21 protein-coding genes and 2 rRNA genes are annotated in these 24,990 nt (G+C 70.7%); 9 read left to right on the top strand and 14 right to left on the bottom strand.

Annotated elements, in window-relative coordinates; genetic code table 11:
• Positions 1-50: 50 nt before the first annotated feature.
• The 5 genes from Athai_RS01855 to Athai_RS01835 all read right to left on the bottom strand — a co-directional run bounded on the left by Athai_RS01855 (position 51) and on the right by Athai_RS01835 (position 8,444).
• Positions 51-3,172: ribosomal RNA gene (locus Athai_RS01855) — 23S ribosomal RNA — on the bottom strand.
• Between the two features lie 373 nt (positions 3,173-3,545).
• Positions 3,546-5,067: ribosomal RNA gene (locus Athai_RS01850) — 16S ribosomal RNA — on the bottom strand.
• The 16S and 23S rRNA genes sit together here, the layout of an rRNA operon.
• 712 nt (positions 5,068-5,779) lie before the next feature.
• Positions 5,780-6,199, bottom strand: coding sequence for a hypothetical protein (locus Athai_RS01845; protein ID WP_203959851.1), 420 nt, complete (start codon positions 6,197-6,199; stop codon positions 5,780-5,782).
• Positions 6,200-6,289: 90 nt separating this feature from the next.
• Positions 6,290-6,970, bottom strand: a complete 681-nt coding sequence (gene trhA / locus Athai_RS01840) for a PAQR family membrane homeostasis protein TrhA (protein ID WP_239156657.1) — start codon at positions 6,968-6,970, stop codon at positions 6,290-6,292.
• 103 nt (positions 6,971-7,073) lie between these two features.
• Complete coding sequence (locus Athai_RS01835) at positions 7,074-8,444, bottom strand: L-serine ammonia-lyase (RefSeq protein ID WP_203959850.1); 1,371 nt, start codon at positions 8,442-8,444, stop codon at positions 7,074-7,076.
• 211 nt (positions 8,445-8,655) lie between these two features.
• Between Athai_RS01835 and Athai_RS01830 the strand changes: the two genes are divergently transcribed.
• The 3 genes from Athai_RS01830 to Athai_RS01820 are packed head-to-tail and all read left to right on the top strand — an operon-like array spanning position 8,656 to position 11,539.
• Complete coding sequence (locus tag Athai_RS01830; protein ID WP_203959849.1) at positions 8,656-10,068, top strand: MFS transporter; 1,413 nt, start codon at positions 8,656-8,658, stop codon at positions 10,066-10,068.
• A 45-nt stretch (positions 10,069-10,113) separates the two neighbouring features.
• On the top strand, positions 10,114-10,638 hold the full coding sequence (locus Athai_RS01825) for a MarR family winged helix-turn-helix transcriptional regulator (protein ID WP_203959848.1): 525 nt from the start codon (positions 10,114-10,116) through the stop codon (positions 10,636-10,638).
• A gap of 10 nt (positions 10,639-10,648) precedes the next feature.
• Complete coding sequence (locus tag Athai_RS01820) at positions 10,649-11,539, top strand: alpha/beta fold hydrolase (RefSeq protein WP_203959847.1); 891 nt, start codon at positions 10,649-10,651, stop codon at positions 11,537-11,539.
• Between the two features lie 22 nt (positions 11,540-11,561).
• Here Athai_RS01820 and Athai_RS01815 read toward each other — a convergent pair whose 3' ends face one another.
• Complete coding sequence (locus Athai_RS01815; RefSeq protein ID WP_030449988.1) at positions 11,562-11,852, bottom strand: type II toxin-antitoxin system VapB family antitoxin; 291 nt, start codon at positions 11,850-11,852, stop codon at positions 11,562-11,564.
• 221 nt (positions 11,853-12,073) lie between these two features.
• Here Athai_RS01815 and Athai_RS01810 point away from each other — a divergent pair, with 221 nt between their 5' ends.
• Both Athai_RS01810 and Athai_RS01805 read left to right on the top strand, forming a co-directional pair.
• On the top strand, positions 12,074-12,565 hold the full coding sequence (locus Athai_RS01810) for a SigE family RNA polymerase sigma factor (protein ID WP_203959846.1): 492 nt from the start codon (positions 12,074-12,076) through the stop codon (positions 12,563-12,565).
• Positions 12,566-12,599: 34 nt separating this feature from the next.
• Positions 12,600-13,460, top strand: a complete 861-nt coding sequence (locus Athai_RS01805; RefSeq protein WP_203959845.1) for a hypothetical protein — start codon at positions 12,600-12,602, stop codon at positions 13,458-13,460.
• Positions 13,461-13,518: 58 nt separating this feature from the next.
• On the opposite strand, the gene Athai_RS01800 is transcribed toward Athai_RS01805, so the two are convergent.
• Positions 13,519-14,430, bottom strand: a complete 912-nt coding sequence (locus Athai_RS01800) for an aldose 1-epimerase family protein (protein WP_203959844.1) — start codon at positions 14,428-14,430, stop codon at positions 13,519-13,521.
• Positions 14,431-14,479: 49 nt separating this feature from the next.
• Entirely contained in the window at positions 14,480-14,929 is a 450-nt protein-coding gene (locus Athai_RS01795; protein WP_203959843.1) for a winged helix-turn-helix transcriptional regulator, read from the bottom strand.
• An 88-nt stretch (positions 14,930-15,017) separates the two neighbouring features.
• On the opposite strand from Athai_RS01795, the gene Athai_RS01790 reads away from it, so the two are divergent.
• The gene (locus tag Athai_RS01790) at positions 15,018-15,965 is read left to right on the top strand and encodes an NADP-dependent oxidoreductase (protein ID WP_338028120.1); all 948 of its coding nucleotides are present in this window, start codon (positions 15,018-15,020) and stop codon (positions 15,963-15,965) included.
• Between the two features lie 376 nt (positions 15,966-16,341).
• Here the strand turns inward: Athai_RS01790 and Athai_RS01785 are convergent, their stop codons facing one another.
• Together Athai_RS01785 and pdxH are read right to left on the bottom strand one after the other, a co-directional pair.
• Entirely contained in the window at positions 16,342-17,598 is a 1,257-nt protein-coding gene (locus Athai_RS01785; RefSeq protein WP_239157342.1) for an MFS transporter, read from the bottom strand.
• Between the two features lie 47 nt (positions 17,599-17,645).
• Complete coding sequence (gene pdxH / locus Athai_RS01780) at positions 17,646-18,269, bottom strand: pyridoxamine 5'-phosphate oxidase (protein WP_203965268.1); 624 nt, start codon at positions 18,267-18,269, stop codon at positions 17,646-17,648.
• A gap of 184 nt (positions 18,270-18,453) precedes the next feature.
• Here pdxH and Athai_RS01775 point away from each other — a divergent pair, with 184 nt between their 5' ends.
• From Athai_RS01775 to sepH, 3 genes are all read left to right on the top strand, one after another.
• Entirely contained in the window at positions 18,454-19,557 is a 1,104-nt protein-coding gene (locus Athai_RS01775; protein ID WP_203959842.1) for a citrate synthase 2, read from the top strand.
• A gap of 77 nt (positions 19,558-19,634) precedes the next feature.
• Positions 19,635-20,750: a phosphoserine transaminase gene (gene serC, locus Athai_RS01770; RefSeq protein ID WP_239156656.1), complete on the top strand. Its 1,116-nt coding sequence runs from the start codon at positions 19,635-19,637 to the stop codon at positions 20,748-20,750.
• 161 nt (positions 20,751-20,911) lie between these two features.
• A complete protein-coding gene (gene sepH / locus Athai_RS01765) occupies positions 20,912-22,141 on the top strand; it encodes a septation protein SepH (protein WP_203959840.1) in 1,230 nt (409 codons plus the stop codon).
• A 72-nt stretch (positions 22,142-22,213) separates the two neighbouring features.
• Here the strand turns inward: sepH and Athai_RS01760 are convergent, their stop codons facing one another.
• From Athai_RS01760 to thpR, 4 genes are all read right to left on the bottom strand, one after another.
• Complete coding sequence (locus Athai_RS01760; protein ID WP_203959839.1) at positions 22,214-22,906, bottom strand: ABC-2 transporter permease; 693 nt, start codon at positions 22,904-22,906, stop codon at positions 22,214-22,216.
• The gene (locus tag Athai_RS01755; RefSeq protein WP_203959838.1) at positions 22,903-23,727 is read right to left on the bottom strand and encodes an ATP-binding cassette domain-containing protein; all 825 of its coding nucleotides are present in this window, start codon (positions 23,725-23,727) and stop codon (positions 22,903-22,905) included. Before Athai_RS01755 ends, Athai_RS01760 begins: the two co-directional genes overlap by 4 nt.
• A gap of 48 nt (positions 23,728-23,775) precedes the next feature.
• A complete protein-coding gene (locus Athai_RS01750; protein ID WP_203959837.1) occupies positions 23,776-24,114 on the bottom strand; it encodes a PadR family transcriptional regulator in 339 nt (112 codons plus the stop codon).
• 242 nt (positions 24,115-24,356) lie between these two features.
• Positions 24,357-24,923, bottom strand: a complete 567-nt coding sequence (gene thpR / locus Athai_RS01745; protein ID WP_203959836.1) for an RNA 2',3'-cyclic phosphodiesterase — start codon at positions 24,921-24,923, stop codon at positions 24,357-24,359.
• Positions 24,924-24,990 lie beyond the last annotated feature (67 nt).

Raw genomic sequence — 24,990 nt, 5'->3', positions numbered from 1 at the left:
GGGCACTCTGACCGTGGTTCCAGAACTACACAGTGGACGCACACAACCTTGTAGTCAAGCCCTCGGCCTATTAGTACCGGTCAGCTCAACACGTTACCGCGCTTACACCTCCGGCCTATCAACCCAGTCATCTCCTGGGGGCCTTACCCCCGTCTCCGGGGCAGCAGACCTCATCTTGAAGCAGGCTTCCCGCTTAGATGCTTTCAGCGGTTATCCCTTCCGAACGTAGCCAACCAGCCGTGCCCCTGGCAGGACAACTGGCACACCAGAGGTTCGTCCGTCCCGGTCCTCTCGTACTAGGGACAGCCCTTCTCAAATCTGCAACGCGCGCGGCGGATAGGGACCGAACTGTCTCACGACGTTCTAAACCCAGCTCGCGTACCGCTTTAATGGGCGAACAGCCCAACCCTTGGGACCTACTCCAGCCCCAGGATGCGACGAGCCGACATCGAGGTGCCAAACCATCCCGTCGATATGGACTCTTGGGGAAGATCAGCCTGTTATCCCCGGGGTACCTTTTATCCGATGAGCGACACCGCTTCCACTCGCAAGTGCCGGATCACTAGTCCCGACTTTCGTCCCTGCTCGACCCGTCAGTCTCACAGTCAAGCCCGCTTCTACACTTACACTCACCACCTGATTGCCAACCAGGCTGAGCGGACCTTTGGGCGCCTCCGTTACCCTTTAGGAGGCAACCGCCCCAGTTAAACTACCCACCAGGCACTGTCCCTGAACCAGATCATGGCCCGAGGTTAGACATCCAGTACGACCAGAGTGGTATTTCAAGATTGCCTCCGCCCCAACTAGCGTCGAGGACTCAACGGCTCCCACCTATCCTACACAAGCCGAACCGAACACCAATACCAAGCTATAGTAAAGGTCCCGGGGTCTTTCCGTCCTGCCGCGCGTAACGAGCATCTTTACTCGTAATGCAATTTCGCCGGGCCTGTGGTTGAGACAGCGGGAAAGTCGTTACGCCATTCGTGCAGGTCGGAACTTACCCGACAAGGAATTTCGCTACCTTAGGATGGTTATAGTTACCACCGCCGTTTACTGGCGCTTAAGTTCTCAGCTTCGCCACGCCGAAACGCAACTAACCGGTCCCCTTAACGTTCCAGCACCGGGCAGGCGTCAGTCCGTATACATCGTCTTACAACTTCGCACGGACCTGTGTTTTTAGTAAACAGTCGCTTTCCCCTGGTCTCTGCGGCCATACCACGCTCCCACCGCAAGGGTGTTCACGCGTCCGGCCCCCCTTCTCCCAAAGTTACGGGGGCAATTTGCCGAGTTCCTTAACCACAGTTCACCCGAACGCCTCGGTATTCTCTACCTGTCCACCTGTGTCGGTTTAGGGTACGGGCCGCTCGAAGCTCGCTAGAGGCTTTTCTCGGTAGCATGGGATCACTGACTTCACCAAAATCGGCTCGGCTTCACGTCTCAGGCACATGCGATGCGGATTTACCTACACCACGCCCTACACGCTTACCCCGGCACAACCACCGGCCGGGCTCAGCTACCCTCCTACGTCACCCCATCGCTTGACTACTCCCAACCAGGATCCCCGATCCACCAGCCTCGATCCGAAGACCTCAACCAACATCACGGGTTAGCACAGAAAGTTTCATCAGGGACGCTTCTACGCGGGTACGGGAATATCAACCCGTTATCCATCGACTACGCCTCACGGCCTCGCCTTAGGCCCCGACTTACCCAGGGCAGAAAAGCTTGACCCTGGAACCCTTGGACATCCGGCGGCAGGGTTTCTCACCCTGCTATCGCTACTCATGCCTGCATTCTCACTCGCACCACGTCCACAACTCGGTCACCCGGCTGCTTCACCCGTGGCACGACGCTCCCCTACCCATCCACACACCTAGACCCAACCCACAAAGAGTCGAGCCAGATACACATGTGAATGCCACAGCTTCGGCGGTGTGCTTGAGCCCCGCTACATTGTCGGCGCGGAATCACTTGACCAGTGAGCTATTACGCACTCTTTCAAGGATGGCTGCTTCTAAGCCAACCTCCTGGTTGTCTCGGCAACCCCACATCCTTTTCCACTTAGCACACGCTTAGGGGCCTTAGCTGGTGATCTGGGCTGTTTCCCTCTCGACGACGAAGCTTATCCCCCGCCGTCTCACTGCCGCGCTCTCACTTACCGGCATTCGGAGTTTGGCTGACTTCAGTAAGCTGGTAAGCCCCCTAGGCCATCCAGTGCTCTACCTCCGGCAAGAAACACGCGACGCTGCACCTATATGCATTTCGGGGAGAACCAGCTATCACGGAGTTTGATTGGCCTTTCACCCCTACCCACAGGTCATCCCCCAGGTTTTCAACCCTGGTGGGTTCGGCCCTCCACACGGTCTTACCCGCGCTTCAGCCTGCCCATGGGTAGATCACCCCGCTTCGGGTCTAGGACACGCGACTCAACGCCCTTATCGGACTCGCTTTCGCTACGGCTCCCCCACACAGGTTAACCTCGCCACGCACCACTAACTCGCAGGCTCATTCTTCAAAAGGCACGCCATCACCACACCCAACGGTGCAGCCCTGACGGATTGTAGGCACATGGTTTCAGGTACTCTTTCACTCCCCTCCCGGGGTACTTTTCACCTTTCCCTCACGGTACTAGTCCGCTATCGGTCACCAGGGAGTATTTAGCCTTACCAGGTGGTCCTGGCAGATTCACGGCAGATTTCCGGGGTCCGCCGCTACTCGGGAACTCACATAGACAGGCCGCGCACTTTCGCCTACAGGACTCTCACCCTCTACGGCAGGCCTTTCCAGACCCTTCAGCTAGCACACGACTTTCTCACTGCCCGACCCCCAGCGGGAGGATCACAGCAAGCCCCACAACCCCGAACACACAACGCCCGCCGGCTATCACATGCGCTCGGTTTAGGCTCATCCGCTTTCGCTCGCCACTACTCACGGAATCACTATTGTTTTCTCTTCCTACGGGTACTGAGATGTTTCACTTCCCCGCGTTACCTCCACACGCCCTATATATTCAAGCGCGGGTAACACCACATGACTGGTGCTGGGTTCCCCCATTCGGAAATCCTGGGATCACAGCTCGGTTGACAACTCCCCCAGGCATATCGCAGCCTCCCACGTCCTTCATCGGCTCCTGGTGCCAAGGCATCCACCATGCGCCCTTAAACACTTGACCACAAAGATGCTCGCGTCCACTGTGTAGTTCTCAAACAACGGGCAGAAACCCCACACACCACACCAACACCAAACCCCCCAACAACACCAGACAACCCGGCACCATCAGAAGCGGTATATTGGCCATGCAGGACCTGCAACCAACCCGAAAAAACAAACAACAGTTTGTTCCTTCAGGACCCAACAGGGTGTCGACCATCCCAGCCGCATCCACGCCCCTTCCTGAACCACCCACCCACAGGCAGATGACAGTACTAACCACGCGAACCGTCGCCAGAACAGAACTAGCCAGCACTCCACCACTGAGCAACCAACAGAAGACATCCGCTCCTGCCTGGCCCTGGACAACCTTTCAGCTGCCAGACGCTCCTTAGAAAGGAGGTGATCCAGCCGCACCTTCCGGTACGGCTACCTTGTTACGACTTCGTCCCAATCGCCAGTCCCACCTTCGACAGCTCCCTCCCACAAGGGGTTAGGCCACCGGCTTCGGGTGTTACCGACTTTCGTGACGTGACGGGCGGTGTGTACAAGGCCCGGGAACGTATTCACCGCAGCGTTGCTGATCTGCGATTACTAGCGACTCCGACTTCATGCAGTCGAGTTGCAGACTGCAATCCGAACTGAGACCGGCTTTAAGGGATTCGCTCCACCTCGCGGTATCGCAGCCCTCTGTACCGGCCATTGTAGCATGCGTGAAGCCCTGGACTTAAGGGGCATGATGACTTGACGTCATCCCCACCTTCCTCCGAGTTGACCCCGGCAGTCTCCGATGAGTCCCCGGCATAACCCGCTGGTAACATCGGACAAGGGTTGCGCTCGTTGCGGGACTTAACCCAACATCTCACGACACGAGCTGACGACAGCCATGCACCACCTGTCACCGGCCCCGAAGGACCCCACATCTCTGCAGGATTTCCGGCGATGTCAAACCCAGGTAAGGTTCTTCGCGTCGCATCGAATTAATCCGCATGCTCCGCCGCTTGTGCGGGCCCCCGTCAATTCCTTTGAGTTTTAGCCTTGCGGCCGTACTCCCCAGGCGGGGCGCTTAATGCGTTAGCTACGGCACGGAAACCGTGGAGTGGTCCCCACACCTAGCGCCCAACGTTTACGGCATGGACTACCAGGGTATCTAATCCTGTTCGCTCCCCATGCTTTCGCTCCTCAGCGTCAGAACAGGTCCAGAGAGCCGCCTTCGCCACCGGTGTTCTTCCTGATATCTGCGCATTTCACCGCTACACCAGGAGTTCCACTCTCCCCTACCTGCCTCTAGCCCGCCCGTATCGGCTGCACGCCCACAGTTAAGCTGCAGGTTTTCACAACCGACGCGACAAGCCACCTACGAGCTCTTTACGCCCAATAAATCCGGACAACGCTCGCCCCCTACGTCTTACCGCGGCTGCTGGCACGTAGTTAGCCGGAGCTTCTTCTGCAGGTACCGTCACTTTCGCTTCGTCCCTGCTGAAAGAGGTTTACAACCCGAAGGCCGTCATCCCCCACGCGGCGTCGCTGCGTCAGGCTTCCGCCCATTGCGCAATATTCCCCACTGCTGCCTCCCGTAGGAGTCTGGGCCGTGTCTCAGTCCCAGTGTGGCCGGTCGCCCTCTCAGGCCGGCTACCCGTCGTCGCCTTGGTAGGCCACTACCCCACCAACAAGCTGATAGGCCGCGAGTCCATCCCCAGCCGGTAAACCCTTTCCACATCATCCCATGCGAGACGACATGAATACCCGGTATTAGCCCCGGTTTCCCGGGGTTATCCCGAAGCTGAAGGCAGGTTACTCACGTGTTACTCACCCGTTCGCCGCTCGAGTACCCCCGAAAGGGCCTTTCCGCTCGACTTGCATGTGTTAAGCACGCCGCCAGCGTTCGTCCTGAGCCAGGATCAAACTCTCCACCAAAAACTTGAAGAAAATCCCAGCAACACACCCAACCCCTCCACCAACGAAGGAGCCAGGCGAACTGCATCAAAGGAACCCCACCACAACCAACCAACGGTCAGCCATGGCAACGGGGCAAAACATAATGCACTGGCTTTTCAACACCCTGTTGAGTTCTCAAGAAACAAACGCACATCTGAATCTTCCGGCTTTCGCCATCCGCCTCAGAGGCTTTGTTTTGTTGCCGTTTCCGTCTTGCTCGTTTAGCTTACCCGGCCGATCTTCCGCGGTCAAATTCGGCCCCGGCGGATCTTTTCGGGCACCCTTGGTCGCTCAGCGCCGAATGGCTCTGAATTTCCAAGAGAAGGATTTGCAGGCCGGCCATTTTGCCGCGCGAAATCTCCCGGTCGATTTCTCCTGGAGACTTTGCTCGGCTGCCGTGTCCGGCGCCCTGCTCGTCCAAGCTTACCTGGCCGCTCCCGGGGGCTGCCACCGGGGTCGTAACCCTCGGGCGGAACCTCCGCGACCGACTCGGTCAGCGCACCCCAGGCAGGCCGATCAGATCGTCCTTACCTTGGGATGTCCCGCGAGCCGTCCAACCCGGCCGCCTCGGCGGCTCGGTTTCGTCCGGTGCCCCGCGGGCAGAGAGAAAGTTACGCGATGGCGGATCCGGGCGTCAAACCGGGGTCGGGTGTCCGCGCTCACAGCCGACACCCGACCCCGGACGACCCGGTCAGTTGGACGTCAACACGCCGCCGCAACTGCAGACGACGATCAGCAACAGCAGTACCAGCGCCACCACGTTGATCGTGATCGCGACGGTCTTGCCGGGCGACTCCACCGGCTGGTGCCCGATGGCGCCGCCCATGTAGGCCCACCACGGTGCGGCGTAGAACACCGGTACCTGGGCGCCCGGGTACACGTCGACGGGCATCCCCGCCTGGCCGATGCGCCACAGGTACGGGACGTACATCTGCATGTCGTAGCGGCCCGGCTGGACCGGCACCTGGTTCTGGCCCCAGCGGAGCTTGATCTCCTGGCCGTTCAGGCTCACCCGGGGCGGCGTGAACGCCATCATCCAGGCGAGGACCGGCTTCGTGGTCGTGATGTTGAGGACGGCGCCGGCCTGCGGCGGCAGCTGGTTGGGTTGCACGCCGGGACGCTAACCGATGTCGGCCAGCACCGAAAGACCGCTGCCGGCGCCGCGCACCGGTGTCCCCGCCCGTTCTCCCGCCGTACACCGCTAGGCGAGCACCGCGAAGTAGACGGCGACGTGGTGGCAGGCGGCGGCGATCAGCGTCGCGGCGTGGAAGAACTCGTGATGGCCGAACGTGCGCGGCCACGGGTTCGGCCGCTTGAGCGCGTAGCAGAGCGCGCCCAGGCTGTACACCACGCCGCCGGCGAGCAGCAGTGCGAACGGCGCCCAGCCACCGCCGTGCACGATGTCCGGGAACACGAACGCGGCCACCCAGCCGAGCGCGATGTACAGCGGGACCGACAGCCAGCGCGGCGCCCGCGGCCAGGCCATCTTGAGCGCCACCCCGAGCAGCGCGCCGCCCCACACCACCGACAGCACGATCAGCGCGGTGTGCCGGGGCATCAACAGCAGGCTGAACGGCGTGTACGTGCCGGCGATGAACAGGAAGATCATCGAGTGGTCGAGCCGCTTCATCACCGCGTAGCCGCGCGGCCCCCACACGTGCCGGTGGTAGAGCGCGCTGGTGCCGAACAGCCCGCAGATGGTCACCGAGTAGACCAGGCAGCTGGCGAACGCGAGCCAGCCCGGGCGGGTCGCCGCCACCGAGCAGAGGACGACCCCGCAGATGGCGGCGACGCCGACGGCGTAGGCATGCAGCCAGCCGCGCATCCGCGGCCTTGCGTACGGATCCTTCGCGGCGCTGGCGCCGAGCGTCGTGGCGGTCATCCAACGATGCTACCGGTTAGTAGCCTACGACGCCGTAACCAAGAGGTGAAACTCACCTGCCGGCGCCCGCCGACGCCGGGCCGGGTGCCGGATGACGCCGGGTTCAGCACTCGATGACGTTGACGGCGAGGCCACCACGCGCCGTCTCCTTGTACTTGACCTTCATGTCCGCGCCCGTCTCGCGCATCGTCTTGATGACCTTGTCCAGCGAGACGTGGTGCCGGCCGTCGCCGCGCAGCGCCATCCGGGCCGCGGTGATCGCCTTGATCGAGGCGACGGCGTTGCGTTCGATGCACGGGATCTGCACCAGGCCACCGACCGGGTCGCAGGTCAGGCCGAGGTTGTGCTCCATCGCGATCTCGGCGGCGTTCTCCACCTGCTCCGGGGTACCGCCGAGCACCTCCGCCAGGCCGCCGGCAGCCATCGAGCAGGCCGAGCCGACCTCGCCCTGGCAGCCCACCTCGGCGCCGGAGATCGACGCGTTCTGCTTGAACAGCGCCCCGATCGCGCCGGCGGTGAGCAGGAAGCGGACCACCCCGGCGTCGTCGGATCCGGGCACGAACCGCCAGTAGTAGTGCAGGACCGCGGGCACGATGCCGGCCGCGCCGTTGGTGGGTGCGGTGACCACCCGGCCGCCCGACGCGTTCTCCTCGTTGACGGCGAGGGCGAACAGCGTCACCCAGTCCATCACCCGCAGCGGGTCGGTGGTGAAGTGCTCGCCGGTCAGGGTGCGGTGCATCTCGGCGGCGCGCCGGTGCACCTTCAGGCTGCCCGGCAGGGTGCCCTCGGTCTCGCAGCCGTGCCGGACGCAGTCCTGCATGACCGCCCAGATGTGCAGCAGCTCGGCACGAACCTCCGGCTCGGTGCGCCAGGACAGCTCGTTCGCGAGCATCACCTCGCTGACCGAAGCGCCGGCCGCGGAGGCCTGTCCGAGCAGCTCGGCGCCGGTGCCGAACGGGTAGCGCACCGGGGTGTCGTCCGGCTTGATCCGGTCCGCGCCGGTGGCCGTCTCGTCCACCACGAACCCGCCGCCGACCGAGTAGTACGTCCGGGTGCGCAGCACCGCGCCGGCCGCATCGTAGGCGGTGAAGATCATCCCGTTCGGGTGGAACGGCAGCGAGCGGCGCCGGTGCAGCATCAGGTCGTCGTGGTCGTGGAAGTCGACCTCGTGGGTACCGAGGACGGTCAGCCGGCCGGTCGCCCGGATCGCCGCGACCCGGTCGGCGACGGTGTCGGTGTCGACGGTCTCCGGGTCCTCGCCGGACAGTCCGAGCAGGACCGCGGCCTCGCTGCCGTGGCCGTGCCCGGTGGCGCCGAGCGACCCGTACAGCTCGGAGCGGATCCGGGCGGTGCCGGCGAGCAGGCCGTCGGCCTTCAGGCCGTGCGCGAACCGGGCCGCGGCGCGCATCGGGCCGACGGTGTGTGAGCTGGATGGTCCAATGCCGATCTTGAACAGATCGAAGACGCTGATCACCGGGCACTCTCCCCCACGGTCGCCGCGAACGCCCCGCTGCCGCGCGACCGACCCGTGGGTCCACGGCGGGTGCCGTGACCCGAGCCCGAGCGGCCGCCACGTTGCAGGCCGATTGTGAGCCTACTTCCCACGTCAGGGGGTTGCGACGTGGTGGACGCAACGCCCCGGACCGGTTGCCAAACCGGGGTAGTTCCGTTGCAGAATAGTTCTGATGCAGAACGAAGTGGCGGTGCTCCTGGCGGAACGACCGCGCCCCGAGGCGATACGCAGCTCGCGGTACGCGCCCTGGTTCGCGGTCGCCACCGTGTGCCTCGGTGCGTTCATGGGCCAACTGGACGCGAGCATCGTGACCCTGACGTTCCCGGCACTCGGGCGCCACTTCCACACCTCGCTCGCCGCGATCGAATGGGTCTCGCTCGGCTACCTGGTCACCCTCGCCGCGCTGCTGGTACCCGCCGGGCGGATCTCCGACGCCGCCGGCCGCAAGGCGATGTACCTGCTGGGCTTCGGGCTGTTCACCGCCGCCTCGGTCGGCTGCGGGCTGGCCCCGACGCTGCCGGTACTGGTCGCGGCCCGCGTCGCGCAGGCCGTCGGCGCGGCGATGCTGCAGGCCAACAGCGTCGCGCTGATCACCACCAGCGTGCCCGGCAACCGGCTGCGCTCGGCGCTGGGCACCCAGGCGGCCGCGCAGGCGATCGGCCTGGCGCTCGGTCCGACGGTCGGCGGCCTGCTGGTGCACGGGGTCGGCTGGCGCTGGGTGTTCATGATCAACCTGCCGGTCGGGATCGCCGGCCTGATCGCCGGCCGGTACCTGCTGCCACGCACCCGGCACGCCCGGCCGATCGGCCGGTTCGACACCGGCGGGGTGGTGCTGCTGGCGACCGCGACCACCGCCGCACTGCTCGCCATCTCCGCCGGCTCCGGGCTGTCCGTACCGGCCGTCGTGCCGATCGCCGCTGCGGTGCTCGCCGCCGCCGCGGTGGCCGCCTTCGTCGCCCGGGAACGGCGCGCTTCCGAGCCACTGCTGGCGCTGGACCAACTGCGCCGGCCGGTCCTCGGCGGCGGGCTGATCGCGGCACTGCTCGGCTACCTGGTGCTGTTCGGCCCGCTGGTGCTCGGGCCGTACGCGCTCGCCGCCGTCGGGGTGCCCGGCGCCGCGACCGGTCCGTACCTGACGGCGCTGCCGCTCGGGTTCGCGCTGGCCGCGGTGCTCGGCGGCCGGCTGCTCCCGGCGCGGATCGGCAACCGGGCCCGCGGCGCGCTCGGACTGGGGCTCGCGGCCGCCGGCATGGCGGTACCGGCGCTGCTGGGTGCCGCGCCCGCGGTGCTGGTCCCGGGGCTGTTCGCGACCGGGTTCGGGCTGGGGATCTTCACCCCGGCGAACAACGCGGCGGTGATGGCGGCGGTACCGCAGCGGGCAGCCGGCAGCGCCGGCGGCCTGGTGAACACGGCGCGCGCGCTCGGCACCGCGCTGGGGGTCGCGCTGGTCACGCTGGTGCTGCACGTCGGCGGCGGCGCCGGCGTGCAATTGTCCAGCGGCCTGCTCGGAATTGTCGCGGTGGCCGCCGGTATCGTCACGCTGGTCAGCGCGGACCGACCCGCTGCCCGCGCGCAGCGGCCCTGACGGGGCGGCCCGCCGGCGTCCGTCGCCGCCCAGTGAGGACCCACCGTGACCGAGGCCAGCACCGACGAGCAGGTCGGTCGGCGGCTCGCCGACACCGTCGCCCGGCTGCGCCGCTCGATGCGCCGGGCCGCCCGGGCCAGCGCCCCGGACAACCCGCTGTCGGTGGCCCAGCTGGAGCTGATGGCCCGGCTCGCGGAGCGCCCCGGCAGCCGGCCGGGCGAGCTCGCCCGCGCCCTGCGGATCGCCCCGAACACGGTGACGACACTGGTCAACGCGCTGGTCCGGGCCCGGATGGTGCGGCGTGACGACGACCCCGCGGACCGCCGTACGATCCGGCTCACGCTCACCGCGCACGGCGACGCGGCGCTCGCCCGGTGGGAGAGCACCAACGAACGGATCCTGAGCCGGGCGCAGGCCCGGCTCGACGGGGAGCAGCGGGCCGCGCTGCGCGCCGCGCTACCGGCGCTGGCCCGGCTGATCGAGGAGATCGACAGCGACACCGAGACCGCCCGCGCTGACCGGGTGACCGCGGTACCCGTTCGGCACCGTCCGCACGATCCGCGCGGCTAGGGTCGGGACCATGCATGCGGGTACCTCGGACGGTCGGCTGTTCCTGGATGTACGGGGCAAGCCGGGCGCCGCGCCGCTGCTGTACCTGCACGGCGGGCCGGGGATGGGCTGCTACGAGTTCATGCAGTGGCAGGGCGAGCGGCTCGGCCAGCGGCTGCACCTGATCGGGCTGGACCAGCGCGGCACGCTGCGCTCGGCGCCGCTGTCGGACGGTGAGACGCTCGCCGAGTCCGACGTGATCGCCGACTGCGAGGCGCTGCGCGAGTCGATGGGCATCCAGCGGTGGGCGGTGCTCGGCCACTCGTTCGGCGGCCGGATGGCCCTGCGGTACGCGCACCGGCACCCGGAGCGGGTCACCGCCGTGCTGTTCGAGAACCCCGGGTGGGATCTTGCCGAGGCGGACCGGGCGAAACTGCTCGCCGCCGCACCGCTGTTCACCGAGCTGGGCGATCCGGTGTCGGCGCGGCGGTGCCGCAACCTCGCCGCGGCGCCCCGGTTCGAGCACTGGGAGGTGGCCGACCTGCTCGCCGGGCTGGGCGAGCGGCACCTGGAGCTGTACGTGCACCGGCCGGAGGCGCGCGCGGCGCTGGCGGCGACGCTGGCGAGCGCCTTCCCGGCCGAGTTGCGCGACCGCGGCGACGCCGCCGCCCGCCGGCTGCTCGCCGCACCGGACGTGCTCGCCTCGATGGTCGGCCTGCTGCCCGGGCTGGCGGTACCGGCACTGCTGATGAAGGGTCGCTACGACCTGGTGACCGGGCCATCCCAGCTGGCGGCGTTCCGGGGCGAGGTGCCCGGCGGCCGGGTCGAGCTGTTTCCACGCTCGGCGCACTACCCGCAGTTGGAGGAGCCGGACCTGTACCAGCAGACGGTGCAGGCGTTCGTCACCGCGCACGCCCGCTGACGGCGGCGCACCGGCGGGCCGGTCAGAGCACCAGGACCCGGGCGTGGATGGAGGTGCGCTGTTGCAGCGCGGCGCGCAGCGCCCGGTGCAGGCCGTCTTCCAGGTAGAGCGCGCCGGACCACTCGACCACGTGCGGGAACAGGTCACCGTAGAAGGTGGAGTCCTCGGCGAGCAGCCGATCCAGGGCGAGATTGCGCTTGGTGGTGACGAGCTGGTCGAGGCGGACCGGCCGGGGCGGGATGTCGGCCCACTGCTTCGTGGACATGCCGTGCTCGGGGTACGGCTTGCCTTCCCGTACCGCCTTGAAGATCACGACCTCACGACCCTTCTCCCGTCTCGTCCGCTCAACAGAGTAGCGGTCGGGTCGGGCGCGCCCTGCGCGTCGACACCACGGCGCCTGATCCGCCCGGCGAGCCGGCGGCGGACGGCCGGGCCACTCGAAGGTTCCCCAACGGCAACCGGGCAGGCAACCTTTTGTGCGCCGGGACACGTACGTACCGGTGACGGGCATCGACCCCGGGCGGGAGGCACCGCGTGCAACGTACTGACGACGAAGAGTACGGAGAATTCGTCGAGGCGCGCTACGACGCGCTCCGCCGGTTCGGCTACCTGCTCTGCGGCGACTGGCACCTCACCGAGGACGTGGTCGCCGCCGCACTGACCAAGCTGTACCTGCGCTGGCCCCGGCTGCACCGCGCCGGCAACGCCGACGCGTACGTCCGGCGGATCGTGGTGACCTGCCTCGCCGACGAGCGGCGGCGCGGGTTCACCCGGCGCGAACGGCCCTCCGAACGCACCCCGGAACGCCTCGTCGCCGATCACGCGCCCGGCACCGACGACCGGCTCGCCGCCGAGCAGGCACTCGCCACGCTGCCGCCGCGACAGCGTGCCGCGATCGTGCTGCGGTACTGGGAGGACCAGTCCATCGAGCAGACCGCCCGCCTGCTGGGCTGCTCGACCGGCACCGTGAAGAGCCAGTGCGCCCGCGGCCTCGCCGCCCTACGTCACCAGCTGACAACGGCCTGACCCGCCGTCCCGACACCGTGGAGCGCTGAACGAGATGGATGAAGACGACATCAAGGACGTATTGCGGCGGGCGCTGCCGGACCAGCTGCCGCCCGGTGCGCTGGACCGGGCCCGGCTGGTGCGAGACGGCCGGCGGCTGCGCCGTCGCCGCGCCGTCGGCCTCGGCGGTACCGGGGTGGCCGCGGTCGCCGCCGTCGCGACGGTCGTCGGCGTCGCCGCACTGCAGCCCGGCTCCGACGGCCGGCAAGCGGTGCCGGCCGGACCGCGGGCCACCGTGCGACACACCCCGGGTCCCGACCGGGCCGGGACGGCGTCGCCCCGCCCGTCGCACCAGCAGTCGGCGGAGAGCACCGGGCAGCGCGTCACCCGGCTCACCGACGAGGTCAAGAGCGTGCTCGGGAAGCTCGTGCCGGGCGCCTCGTACAGCGTGCGCAGCTACCCGGCACCGACCAACGAGTTCCCGCCACTGCAGCTGATCCAGCGGCAGCACACCTGGTACGAGGCGAAGGCGTTGCTGACCACCAAGGCCGGCACCGGGTCGATCGACATCGGCATCATGCCGGCCGCGGGCACCGACGCCGTACAGGTCGCGGGCTGCGCCACGCCGGGCCCGCCCCGGTACCAGAAGGGCACCTTCGCCTGCGAGACCCGGCACTCGCAGGGACTGTCGGTGACGGTCCGGACCGAGCGCAACCCGAACGGCGCGCTCATCATCCACGTCGCGACGCGGCTGGACCCGGCCACCGTCGTCTCGGTCGAGGTGTCCAACATCGACCCGAACGACGTGCCGCCGGAGAAGTTTCCGAACGCACCGACACCGCGGGCCAAGCAGCCCGCCGTGTCCGCCGACCAGGCCGTCGCCCTCGCCACCGATCCGGGCCTCAGCCTCGCCTGACAGTGCGGACGGCACTCACCCGCCCGGCGTGCCGGCCACCCGGGCTCGGGCGGGCTCCTCAGCCGGCGATGGTGGCGCGGATACCCCAGGCGCCGCGCCAGGTCTCGCCCGGCGCGAGCACGATCAGGTCCTGGCCGCTGCGCAGCGCATCCGGCGGGCAGGTCATCGGCTCCACCGCGAGCGACCGGCGGGTCCGCGGAGGCTTCGCGGTGTCCCCGGTGAACAGCTGCACCCAGCCGAACGACTCGTCCGCCCACAGCGTCACGGTGTGCCCGCCGGGGCTGGTCAGCGTCACCTCGACGGTCCCGGCATCGCCCCGGGCCAGGTTCGTGAACGCGGTGTCCAGCACCGTGTCGCCGATCGGCCGGGAGGTACCGAAGTCGTACTCGCTGCCGGCCACCGGGTCGGTGCGCACCGGCAGGCCGCGCTCGTCGGTCCGCAGCAGGGTGCGGGCCGGTACCCGCAACAGCCACTCGTCGAGCGGGCCGGGCAGCCGCAGGTACGGGTGGCAGCCGAGGCCGAACGGCGCCGGCCCGTCGGCCAGGTTGCGCACGCTGTGCTCGGCGCGCAGGCCGTGCTCGGACACCGTCCACCGGGTGGTCAGCGCCAGCGGCCACGGGTACCCGGGCTGCGCCGGCAGCGCGCAACCGACGGTGACCGAGTCGGGGGTACCGGCGAGCCGCCGCCACGGCAGCCAGCGAACCAGCCCGTGGATCGCGTTGTGCCGGGCCGGCTCGCTCAACGCCAGCTGGTACTGCCCGCCACCGAACTCGTAGCGCCCGTCCCGGAGCCGGTTGGGCCACGGGGCGAGCTGGGCGCCGGCGCCACCGGGACAGATCTCGTCGGTGCCGTACCCGTCGAGCACCGGGACGCTGCGCACCCCGTACGCCCGGATGCCGCCGCCGACCTCGGCCACGGTGGCGCGGTGCGCGCCGGCCTCGATGTCCCACTGTTCGCCCGAGAGCGCCATGCCGCGCAGCCTTCTTCCTGTGCCGTACCGGTGGATCCCGGACAGGAATCTACCGAGCCGCGGCCGGCTCGGCGGCGGGATCCGCCCCGTCCGGCACCGAACGCGGCACGTCGACCGGCAGGCCGGTGTCGTACCGGGCGCGGGCGGCCTCGACGTCGTCCATGTGCCGTTCGGTCCACTCCCGCACCGCGACCAGCGGCGGGGCGAGGCTGCGGCCGAGCGCGGTCAGCGAGTAGCCGACCGCGGGCGGCGAGGTGGGGTAGACCCGGCGGGCCACGAAGCCGTTGCGCTCCAGCGCCCGCAGGTTCGCGGTGAGCACCTTCTGGCTGATGCCCTCGATCTCGCGGCGCAGCTCACCGAACCGGTGCTCCCGGTCGAGCAGCGCGCCGACGATCAACGCGGTCCACTTGTTCGCGATGACGTCGAGCAGCGGCCGGCAGGGGCACTGCGCGAGGTACGCATCGTAGCGGTGTTCGAGCTGGTCATCGATGGTTTCCATCGGGCACCTAGGCTACAGGATTGTGCCTACTGGCCATCCGGCACCTGGCATCCGATGATCGTGACGACGCCCCGCACGAGGACAGGAGATGGTGATGCAGGCGATCGTGTGTGCCGGCTTCGGCGACCCGGCGGTGCTCCGGCCGGCCGACCTGCCCCGGCCCGAGCCGATCGGTACCGAGGTGCTGGTCCGGGTGCACGCGGCGGGCGTGAACCCGGTCGACTGGAAGACCCGCGCCGATGGCGAGACGCCCGCGCCGGCCGGCCCCGGGCCCTCCGTGCTCGGCTGGGACGTCTCCGGCGTGGTCGAGCAGGTCGGCGTCGGCGTCACCCGGTTCGCGGTCGGCGACGAGGTGTTCGGGATGCCGTGGTTCCCGCGCCAGGCGGGCGGCTACGCCGAGTACGTGACCGCGCCGTCCCGGCAGCTCGCCCGCAAGCCCGGCGGGCTGAGCCACGCCGAGGCGGCCGGCCTGCCGCTGGCCGGGCTCACCGCCTGGCAGGCGCTCGTCGACACCGCCGACGTACGGCCGGGGCAGCGGGTCCTGGTCACCGGCGCGGCCGGCGGCGTCGGCCACCTCGCCGTACAACTCGCCAAGGCCCGCGGCGGGTACGTGCTGGGGACCGCCAGCGCCGGCAAGCACGACGTGCTGCGCTCACTCGGCGTCGACGAGCCGATCGACTACACCACCGTGGACGTACCGGCAACGGTACGAGACGTCGACGTGGTGCTCGACCTCGTCGGCGGTGCCGCCGGCCCGTCGCTGCTGCGGGTACTGCGGCGCGGCGGGATCCTGATCCCGATCGCGGGCGGGGCGAGCGACGACACGATCGCCGCCGCGTCCGCCGCCGGAGTACGCGCGGCGACGGTGCTGGTCGAGCCGGACGGGGCGGCGCTGACGCAGCTGTCCCGGCTGGTCGACGAGGGCCGGCTCCGGGTTCGGGTGGCGGCGACGTTCCCGCTGGCCGAGGCGGCCTCGGCGCACCGGCTCGGGGAACAGGGCCGCACCCTCGGCAAGATCGTCCTGACCGTGTCCTGAGGCGGCTTCCCGTCGGTCGCGGGCCCGCCGGCCTGGCCGGTCACACGCCCGGGTGGCCGCACGCCCGGCCGGGCACACGCCTCGGCTGGCCGCACGCCCTGGCTGGGCGGGCCGGCGGGTCGCCGTTGTCCACAGGGGCGCCGGTTGTCCACAGCTTGCCCGTCGCGCCGGCCAACACGCAAGATCGGGCGGTAGCGTGGTTGCCGGGGCGCCCCCCTGGGTGGGCGGGGGTGTCTGGCCGCGACGACGTCACCAACCAGACCGCCCGGCCGTCGGTCGCCGCCGGCCCGTCCGCCGCCACCGGCCCGTCAGTCGCCTTAGCCCGTCCGCCGCGACCAGCCCGTCCACCACCGGCCCGTCAGCCACCACCGGCCCGTCAGTCGCCGCCGGCCCGCGGCGCCGGCGCCCGGCCGTCGTAGCGACGCAGCGCCGGGAACGCCAGCGCCAGCAGCACGATCACCGCGGTCGCGGCGAGGCCGCCGACTGTCCATGCCGCGGTCGGCCCGAACGCCTGCGCGGTCAGGCCGGCGCGCACGTCGCCGAGCCGCGGCCCGCCGGCCACCACCGCGGTGAACACGCCCTGCAACCGGCCGCGCAGCTCGTCCGGCGCGTGCAGTTGCAGGATCGTCTGCCGGTACACCGAGCTCACCAGGTCGGCGCAGCCGGCAGCGGCCAGGAACAGCACCGCGATCAGCAGCGAGTGCGCCAGCCCGGCCGCGGCGACCGCCAGCCCCCAGCAGGCGACCGCGCCGACCAGGGCGAGACCCTGCCGGCGGATCCGCCCGATCCAGCCGGAGAACAGCCCGCCGACGACCGCGCCGATGGCGATCGCCGAGTACAGCCAGCCGGCGGCGCCCTCGCCACCGAACTGTGTCCGGGCCACCACCGGGAACAGCGCCCGCGGCATCGCCAGCACGTTCGCGGTCAGGTCCGCGGCGAACGACAGCCACAGCAGCGGGGTGGCGGCGATGAACGCCAGCCCGGACAGCACGGCCCGCAGGTCGGGCCGGTTCCGCCGGCCCACCGGTGGCATCGCCGGCAGCCGGAAGCTGGCCCACAGCGACACGGTGAACAGCACCGCATCCACCCCGTACGCGGCGGCGTAGTGGCCGGTGCCGAGCACCGCGCCGGCGAACAGCGGCCCGATCACCGTCGCCACGCTGGAGACCGTGAAGTTGAGCGTGTTCGCCGACGGCACCAATCCGGCCGGTACCAGCCGGGGCACGATCGCGCCGCGGGTCGGCGACACCACCGCGAAGCCGACCGCCTGCAACGCGGTCAGTACCAGCAGCAGCGCCGGGCTGTGCAGCCCGATCAGCGCCTGCGCGAGCAGCGCGAGCGTGACCCCCCAGGTGAACAGCGAGCCGATCAGCACGAGCCGGCGCCGGTCCAGTACGTCGGCGATGGCGCCACCCCAGATCGCGAAGACCACCAGCGGGACCAGCCCGGCGAGGCCGAGGTAGCCGTTCCACGCCGGCTGGTGGGTGATCGCATCCATCTGCACCGGTACCGCCACCGAGGTGACCTGGAAGCCGATGAACGAGACGCCGTTGCCGATCCACATCCGCCGGTACGCCGGGTGGCGCAGCGGCCGGGTGTCCACGGCGACGCGGCCGAGCAGCCCGCGGCGCACGGCGGTACCGGTATCGGACGGTTCGGTGTCCGAGGCGGGTGTGCCGGTCACGGGGCGAGGCGCTCCAGCCGCCACGCCGCCCCGTCCCGCCGGTACCGCAGCCGGTCGTGCACCCGGTTCTCCCGGCCCTGCCAGAACTCCACCGTCTCGGGCACCAGCCGGAAGCCGCCCCAGTGCGGCGGCCGGGGTACCGGGGTGCCCTCCGGCCACCGCGCGTCGTACGAGGCGAACGCGGCGTCCAGCACCTCCCGGGAGTCGATCACCTGCGACTGCGGGCTGGACCAGGCGCCGAGCTGGGACCCGCGCGGCCGGGACGCGAAGTACACGTCCGACTCCTCCGGGCCGACCCGGGTCACCGCGCCGCGGGCGTGCACCTGCCGGTGCAACCCGTACCAGGGGAACGTGACCGAGCCGTACGGGTGGGCCGCGAGCTGCTCCCCCTTCGCCGACGCGTAGTTGGTGTAGAACACCAGCCCGGCCGCGTCGTACCCCTTGAGCAGCACGGTGCGGCTGGCCGGCCGGCCGGCGCCGTCGACGGTGGCCAGCACCATCGCGTTCGGCTCGGGCAGCCCGGCGACGGTGGCGTCGGCGAGCCACCGGCCCAGCTGCGTGTGCCAGTCTGCGGCGAGGTCCCCCGGCGCAATACCGACGCTGGCATACTCCGCACGCATCGTGGCGAGGCGGGCGGAGTCGATCGGCGCTGGCGTGTCGGGCACCAGCACATCTTCTCCCGCGTCCCGACCGGTCCAGGTGTCGAATGCGACACAGCGGGCAGCGTTCGCCGCTGGCTGACAGGTTGACCCGGTAGGAACACCCGACATCGGTGGCGAGACGACGAGATCTGGAGACTGCGGGATGGCCGACTTCACACCGGGGCTGGAGGGCGTGGTCGCCTTCGAGACCGAGATCAGCGAGCCCGACCGGGCCGGCGGTTCGCTGCGGTACCGCGGCGTCGACATCGAGGACCTGATCGGCCGCGTCTCGTACGGGGACGTGTGGGGGCTGCTGGTGGACGGCGAGTTCGGGCACGGGCTGCCGCCGGCGGAGCCGTTCCCGGTGCCGGTGCACACCGGTGACGTGCGGGTCGACGTGCAGAGTGCGGTGGCGCAGCTGGCCCCGCACTGGGGTCTCGGCCAGCTGCTCGACATCGACGACGACCGGGCCCGCAGCGACCTGGCCCGGGTGTCGGTGACGGCGCTGTCGTTCATCGCGCAGTCGGCCCGCGGCGTCGGGCTGCCGGCGGTACCGCAGAAGATCATCGACCGGGCGGGCACCATCGTCGAGCGGTTCATGATCCGGTGGCGCGGCGAGCTGGACCCGCGGCACGTCACGGCGGTCGACGCGTACTTCACCTCCGCCGCCGAGCACGGCCTGAACGCGTCCACGTTCACCGCCCGGGTGATCGCCTCGACCGGCGCGGACGTGGCGGCGGCGATGTCCGGCGCGATCGGTGCCCTGTCCGGGCCGCTGCACGGCGGCGCGCCGAGCCGGGTGCTGCACATGATCGAGGAGGTGGAGCGCACCGGTGACGCCGAGTCGTACGTGCGGGGCGTGCTCGACCGCGGCGAGCGGCTGATGGGGTTCGGGCACCGGGTGTACCGGGCGGAGGACCCGCGGGCGGCTGCGCTGCGCCGGGTCGCGCGGGAACTCGACGCACCCCGGTACGAGGTGGCGGCGGCGCTGGAGCGGGCGGCGCTGGCCGAGCTGGCCGCCCGCAAGCCGGACCGGGTACTCGCCACCAACGTCGAGTTCTGGTCCGCGGTGGTGCTGGACTTCGCCGAGGTACCGGCCGAGATGTTCACCTCGATGTTCACCTGCGCCCGGGTCGGCGGCTGGTCGGCGCACATCCTGGAGCAGAAGAAGCTGGGGCGGCTGGTCCGCCCGTCCGCCCGCTACGTCGGCCCGCCACCGCGCCGGCCCGCCGACATCCCCGGCTATCCGACGGTGCACACCCTCTGACCGGCGCCGGCCGCCCGGTTGGCAGGATGGTGGCTGGCAGCGTCGCCGTGACAAGCCCGCCGACCAGGGAGCGTGCCGTGGGTCTGCCCGACATTCGGATACCGGCCGAGCTGCTGCCCGCCGACGGCCGGTTCAACTGCGGCCCGAGCAAGATCCGGCCGGCGCAGGTCGCCGCGCTGTCCGCGGTCGCCGGCGACTACCTCGGTACCTCGCACCGCCAGCGCACCGTCCGTGACCAGGTGGCGCGGCTGCGCCGCGGCATCGCGCAGCTGTTCGACGCCCCCGACGGGTACGAGGTGGTGCTCGGCAACGGCGGTACCACCGCGTTCTGGGAGGTCGCCACGTTCGGGCTGGTCCGCGAGCGGGCGCAGCTGGCCAGCTTCGGCGAGTTCGGGCAGAAGCTCGTCGACGCGATGACCGCGGCACCGTTCCTCGCCGACCCGTCGGTTCGGTCCGCTCCGGCCGGCTCGGCGATCGGTTTGACGCCCGAGGACGGCGTCGACGTGTACGGCACGCCGCAGAACGAGACGTCCACCGGCGCCGCGGTCCCGGTCCGGCGGGTCGGCGGTGGGCTGATGCTGCACGACGCGACGAGCGGGGCCGGCGGGCTGCCGGTCGACCTGGCGGAGACCGACTGCTACTACTTCGCCCCGCAGAAGTGCCTGGGCTCGGAGGGCGGGCTGTGGCTCGCGATCCTGTCCCCGGCGGCGCTGGAGCGGGCCGCGCAGGTCCGCGCCACCGGCCGGTACGTCCCGGCGTTCCTCGACCTGACGGTGGCGATCGAGAACTCGCGCAAGGACCAGACGTACAACACGCCGTCGCTCGGCACGATCCTGCTGGCCGCGGAGCAGGTCGACTGGATCCTCGACCAGGGCGGGCTGGACTGGTCGGTCCGGCGCTGCGCCGAGTCGGCCGCGATCCTCTACGACTGGGCCGAACGCACCGACTACACGACGCCGTTCGTCACCGACCCGGCGCTGCGTTCGAGCGTGGTCGGCACCGTCGACCTGGCCGACGGGATCGACGCGCCGACGGTGTCCGCGGTGCTGCGGGCGAACGGGATCCGCGACACCGAGCCGTACCGCAAGCTCGGCCGCAACCAGCTGCGGGTGGCGTTGTTCCCGTCGATCGAGCCGGCCGACGTGGCTGCTCTGACGCGTTGCGTCGACCACGTCGTGGCCCGGCTCGGCTGAGGGTCGCACCCCGGTCCGGCGCGCTGACCGGCACCGATGCCCTCCGTACCGGGAGTGTCGGATCGACGATTATCTCCGTGACAGTCGGCGTGGCCTGGCATCGACCCGCTAGGGTTCGGCGTACCGTGACGTGACGGGGTGTCGAGGGACGGAGGACAGCGATGCGGCCGGTACGCTTCGTCGCCCTCTCCGAGGACGGTCAGGCTCTCGTCCTCGCAGACGAGGTCGGACGCCTGCTGACACTGCCGATCGACGATCGGGTCGGTGCGGCGGTCCGGCACGAGCAGACGACCCCGCGAAACCAGTTCGGCGCCGCCACCGATCCGGCCGCGGCCGAGGCGGCGCTGTCGCCGCGCGACATCCAGTCCCGGATCCGGTCCGGTGAGTCGGCCGAGGAGGTCGCCCGGATCGCCGGCGTCCCGGTCGACCGGGTCCTCCGGTACGCGGGGCCGGTGCTGCAGGAGCGCGCCATGCTGGCGCAGCACGCCCGGCGCACCCGGCTGCGCTCCTCCGAGCGCGGTGCCACCCTCGCCGAGATCGTGGACACCCGGCTCACCCAGCACGGCGTCGACGCGGAGGGCGTGTCCTGGGACGCGTACCGGCGAGACGACGGGACCTGGCGGGTCACCGCCAGCTGGGCGTCCGGCAAGGCCACCGCGCAGGCGGTGTGGGCGCTGGACAAGGCACGCCAGGTGGTCACACCGGACGACGACATGGCCCAGTTCCTGTCCGCCGAGCGGCCGGCGCCGCTGCTCGGCCAGGAGCCCGAGCCCGAGCCGGCGACCCGTTCCGGGCACGCGCTGACCCGGCCGGACACCACGCGGTCCCGGCCGGAGCAGACGCGCCCGGAGCCGGGCGGCGGGCACGGCCTGCCGACCAAGACCACCCGGCGCGAGGTGCGCCGGCTGCCCGAGACCGCCCGGACCACGCTGGACCGGCCGCTGTCGACGCCGAGCCGGCCGGCCGAGCCGGCACCGGCCCGGCCGGCCGCCGAGCCGCTGTTCCCGACGCCGGAGCGGCGCAGCGCGGACGCCGCGCCGACCGAGGCGACGCCGCGCCGTGCCGCCGAGCCGCTGCGCCCGTCCGGTGAGCGGCGGCCCAACGCCGAGCCGCTGCGTCCCACCGGCGAGTCCGAGGCGGCCCGCCCGGCCGCGCGCAGCGAGCCGATCCGGCCCGCCGGCCTCGGTGAGCCGCGCCGCTCCACCACCGACACCCGCACCGCCGGCTTCACCGAGGACGAGGCGGAGGGGCGCGAGCTGCCGGCGGTGCCGTCGCTCGCGGTGCTGCGTCCCCGGCGCAACGAGCAGGGCGCCACCGGCGCCCGGTCCCGGCTGCCCAGCTGGGACGACGTGCTGTTCGGCGACGGCAACACCCAGCAGGGCGGTCGTTGACCACCTGCCCGGTCGCGCGATCGAAGCCCGCCCCGGCCATCGGCCGGGGCGGGCTTCGTCGTCACCCGTCGCTCAGCGGATCGGTTCGAAGCGCAGGTGCGGCCGCCTGCCCTGCCGGACCCGGAAGGCGACCGCGACCAGCGCCGTGAGTACCGCCGCCGCGAGCACCCCGTGCAGCAACCCGCGGTCGAGGTACCCGTCGCCGGTGTGGTCGACCGCGTAGGTGGCGAGTTCCCGGCTGAACCAGAACGGCAGCGCCCGCGCCGAGGCATCGCCCGGGTCGAGCATCATCTGCAGCCCCACCACCGCGAGCAGCACCAGGGTGCCCTCCAGTTCGCGCGGCAGTACCACGCTCAGGGCCAGCCCGAACGACGCCGACACCAGCACGGTCAGCGCCATGATCGCGGCGATCGCCCCGTACCGCACGTCGTGCTGATCCAGCCGGACGAGCAGGAAGTACGGTGCGCTCAGCAGCACGCCGACCGCCCACAGGGCGGCGAGCCGGCCGACGATCAGATGCCGGGCGCAGTATCCGGACAGTCGCAGCCGCGGTTCGATCGTCCGCGCGGCGCTGCCGGCGAACAGCGCCGCGGTGGACAGCGCCCAGCCCAACCCGAGGCACACGAACCGGATCGACTGGCCGAGATGGTCGCCGCGCCGGCTCAGGTAGAACGCCAGCGGCAACAGCAGCAGGATGATCAACACGACCCGGCGCCGCGCCATCTCGCGCAGCGCCATCTCGGCCACCACCAGGGTCCTCGTCATGCCGCCACCTCCGCCCGGGTCAGGTCCAGCACGGTGTCGACCCGGTCCAGTTGGTTGAGCAGGTGGGTGACCACCACGATCGCCGTGCCGCCGTCTCGCCAGCGCCACACCTGGTGCCAGAAGTCGAGGTAGGAGCCGCGGTCGAAGCCCTGGTACGGCTCGTCGAGCAGCAGCACGTCCGGGGTGCCGAGCCGGGCCAGCGCCAGGTTCAGCTTCTGCCGGGTGCCGCCGGACAGGTGCCGCGCCAGCACCCGCGGCTGCGGCGCCCAGTCCAGCAGGGCGGCGTCGGCGCGCCCGGCACGCCGAGCCGACGCCCGGTCCAGGCCGCGGCCGGCGCCGACCAGCGCGAAGTGCTCGTCGGCGGTGAGGAACTCGCTGACCCCGCCGTCCTGCGGGCAGAACCCGAGCCGGCCGTCGATCCGTACGGTGCCCCGGTCCGGTCGGGCCAGCCCGGCGCAGATGCGCAGCAGGGTGCTCTTGCCGCAGCCGTTCGCGCCGATGACCGCGGCGACCTCACCGGCCCGCACGGTCAGATCGACGTCGGCGAGCACGGTGCGCCGCCGGTACCGCTTGGTGATGCCGCGGGCCGCGAGCCGCACCGGTCCGACGGCCCGGCCGGGTGCGGCGGGCGCCGGGCCACCGACGCTCGCCGCGACGGCCGCCGCGTACGCTTCCGGCGCGCCGAACGCGGTCAACGGTGCCTCCCCGCTGTCACGCAGGTGCGCCGCCGCCTCGGCCACCACGTGCCCGGTCAGGTCCGAACCGAGCCCGTGCCGGTGCAGTTCGGTGGCCAGCGCGGCCAACCATCCGTCCGTCCTCACCCGACACCTCCGGCATCCGTGCTCACCCGACACCTCCGGCATCCGTGCTCACCCGACACCTCCGGTCGAAAGGATCGCGGTCACCCGGTCGGCGAAGCCGGACCAGTCGGTCGCCGCCTGCCGCAGCGTGGTCACGCCGGACCCGGTGATCCGGTAGTACTTCCGGGCCGGGCCGGCCTCGCCGCCCCGCCAGCGGGCGGCGATCAGCCCGGCCCGCTGCAACCGCAGCAGCACCGGGTAGAGCGTGCCGCCCTGGATCGGGCCGAGGCCGGCGGCATCGAGCGCCTGCGCGAGCTGGTAGCCGTACGACTCGCCGCGGGCGAGCGTGCCGAGCACGCACAGGTCCAGCACACCGCGCAACCACTGCGCCCGCCGGTCCGGTTCCACCCCGCGAACCTAGCATGTCGCACGACCATCTAGATAGCGGCGCCATCTACCGGTTTGCGTGGGGTGACCATCCGGTCCGCCCGGATGGCACCGGTGGCGGCCGGCCTCGTCTCGGGCGAACCGCCCGGCGGCGGGCGGGGATGAATCGCTTCGCCGACGGCGGTCGCGCCGCGGCCGGCCGGCATGGCCCGTCGCTTGCGACGGCCCGCGGCGCCACGCCCGCGGCGGCCGGCCGGGGCGCCTCAGCCGGTGAGAAGGTGCTCGCTGAGCAGGTGATGACTCGGCTGCGGGCCCAACTCGCTGCGGAACAGCAGCAGCCGGTCGACCGGGAACGCCACGCCGGTGAAGCCGCGCAGCAGCTCGACGTCGGCGGTCAGCTCGGCCGCGCCGAGTTTCGCGCCGGGCCGGGCCAGCGTCAGGTGCGGCCGGAACGGCTTGTCGTCGTACGGCAGCCGGGCCCGGCGCAGCTCCCGCCGAACGCTGCGGGCCAGCCCGGCGAACGCGTCGAGTGCGCCGTCGGTGGCACCGTCGACGCCGGCCCAGAGCACCGCGAACCTGCCCCGGCCGAACCGACCGCCGCCGGCCAACCGCAACCGCAGCGGCGCGGCGGGACCGGCGGCGGCGGTCAGTGCCGCCGACACATCCGGAACCCGGTTCTCCGGCACCTCGCCGAGGAACGCGACGGTCACGTGCCACCGGGACCGATCGGCCAGCCGGGCGCCGGCCCGGGACGCGGCGAGCCCGTCGACCAGCGCGCCGAGCTCGGCGAGAGCCTCCGTCGACGGCCGGACCGCGACGAACAGCCGCACGCTCGGGCCGTCCGCGGCTGGTCGGCCCGGTCGCCGCGGCCGGCGGGGCGCCGGATGCCGCCGGTCC

Source organism: Actinocatenispora thailandica (genome assembly GCF_016865425.1).
In the GTDB taxonomy this organism is placed as follows: domain Bacteria; phylum Actinomycetota; class Actinomycetes; order Mycobacteriales; family Micromonosporaceae; genus Actinocatenispora; species Actinocatenispora thailandica.
This window is presented reverse-complemented; position numbering and strand designations above follow the sequence as displayed.

Bases quoted from the DNA above. Each gene is read 5' to 3' on its own strand.
- Athai_RS01790 (WP_338028120.1), top strand. From the start codon at position 15,018: ATGGTGATGCAGGCGATCGTGTGTGCCGGCTTCGGCGACCCGGCGGTG.
- pdxH (WP_203965268.1), bottom strand. From the start codon at position 18,269: ATGCGTGCGGAGTATGCCAGCGTCGGTATTGCGCCGGGGGACCTCGCC.
- Athai_RS01760 (WP_203959839.1), bottom strand. From the start codon at position 22,906: ATGACGAGGACCCTGGTGGTGGCCGAGATGGCGCTGCGCGAGATGGCG.
- Athai_RS01830 (WP_203959849.1), top strand. From the start codon at position 8,656: ATGCAGAACGAAGTGGCGGTGCTCCTGGCGGAACGACCGCGCCCCGAG.
- Athai_RS01800 (WP_203959844.1), bottom strand. From the start codon at position 14,430: ATGGCGCTCTCGGGCGAACAGTGGGACATCGAGGCCGGCGCGCACCGC.
- Athai_RS01820 (WP_203959847.1), top strand. From the start codon at position 10,649: ATGCATGCGGGTACCTCGGACGGTCGGCTGTTCCTGGATGTACGGGGC.
- Athai_RS01775 (WP_203959842.1), top strand. From the start codon at position 18,454: ATGGCCGACTTCACACCGGGGCTGGAGGGCGTGGTCGCCTTCGAGACC.
- trhA (WP_239156657.1), bottom strand. From the start codon at position 6,970: ATGACCGCCACGACGCTCGGCGCCAGCGCCGCGAAGGATCCGTACGCA.
- sepH (WP_203959840.1), top strand. From the start codon at position 20,912: ATGCGGCCGGTACGCTTCGTCGCCCTCTCCGAGGACGGTCAGGCTCTC.
- Athai_RS01795 (WP_203959843.1), bottom strand. From the start codon at position 14,929: ATGGAAACCATCGATGACCAGCTCGAACACCGCTACGATGCGTACCTC.
- Athai_RS01805 (WP_203959845.1), top strand. From the start codon at position 12,600: ATGGATGAAGACGACATCAAGGACGTATTGCGGCGGGCGCTGCCGGAC.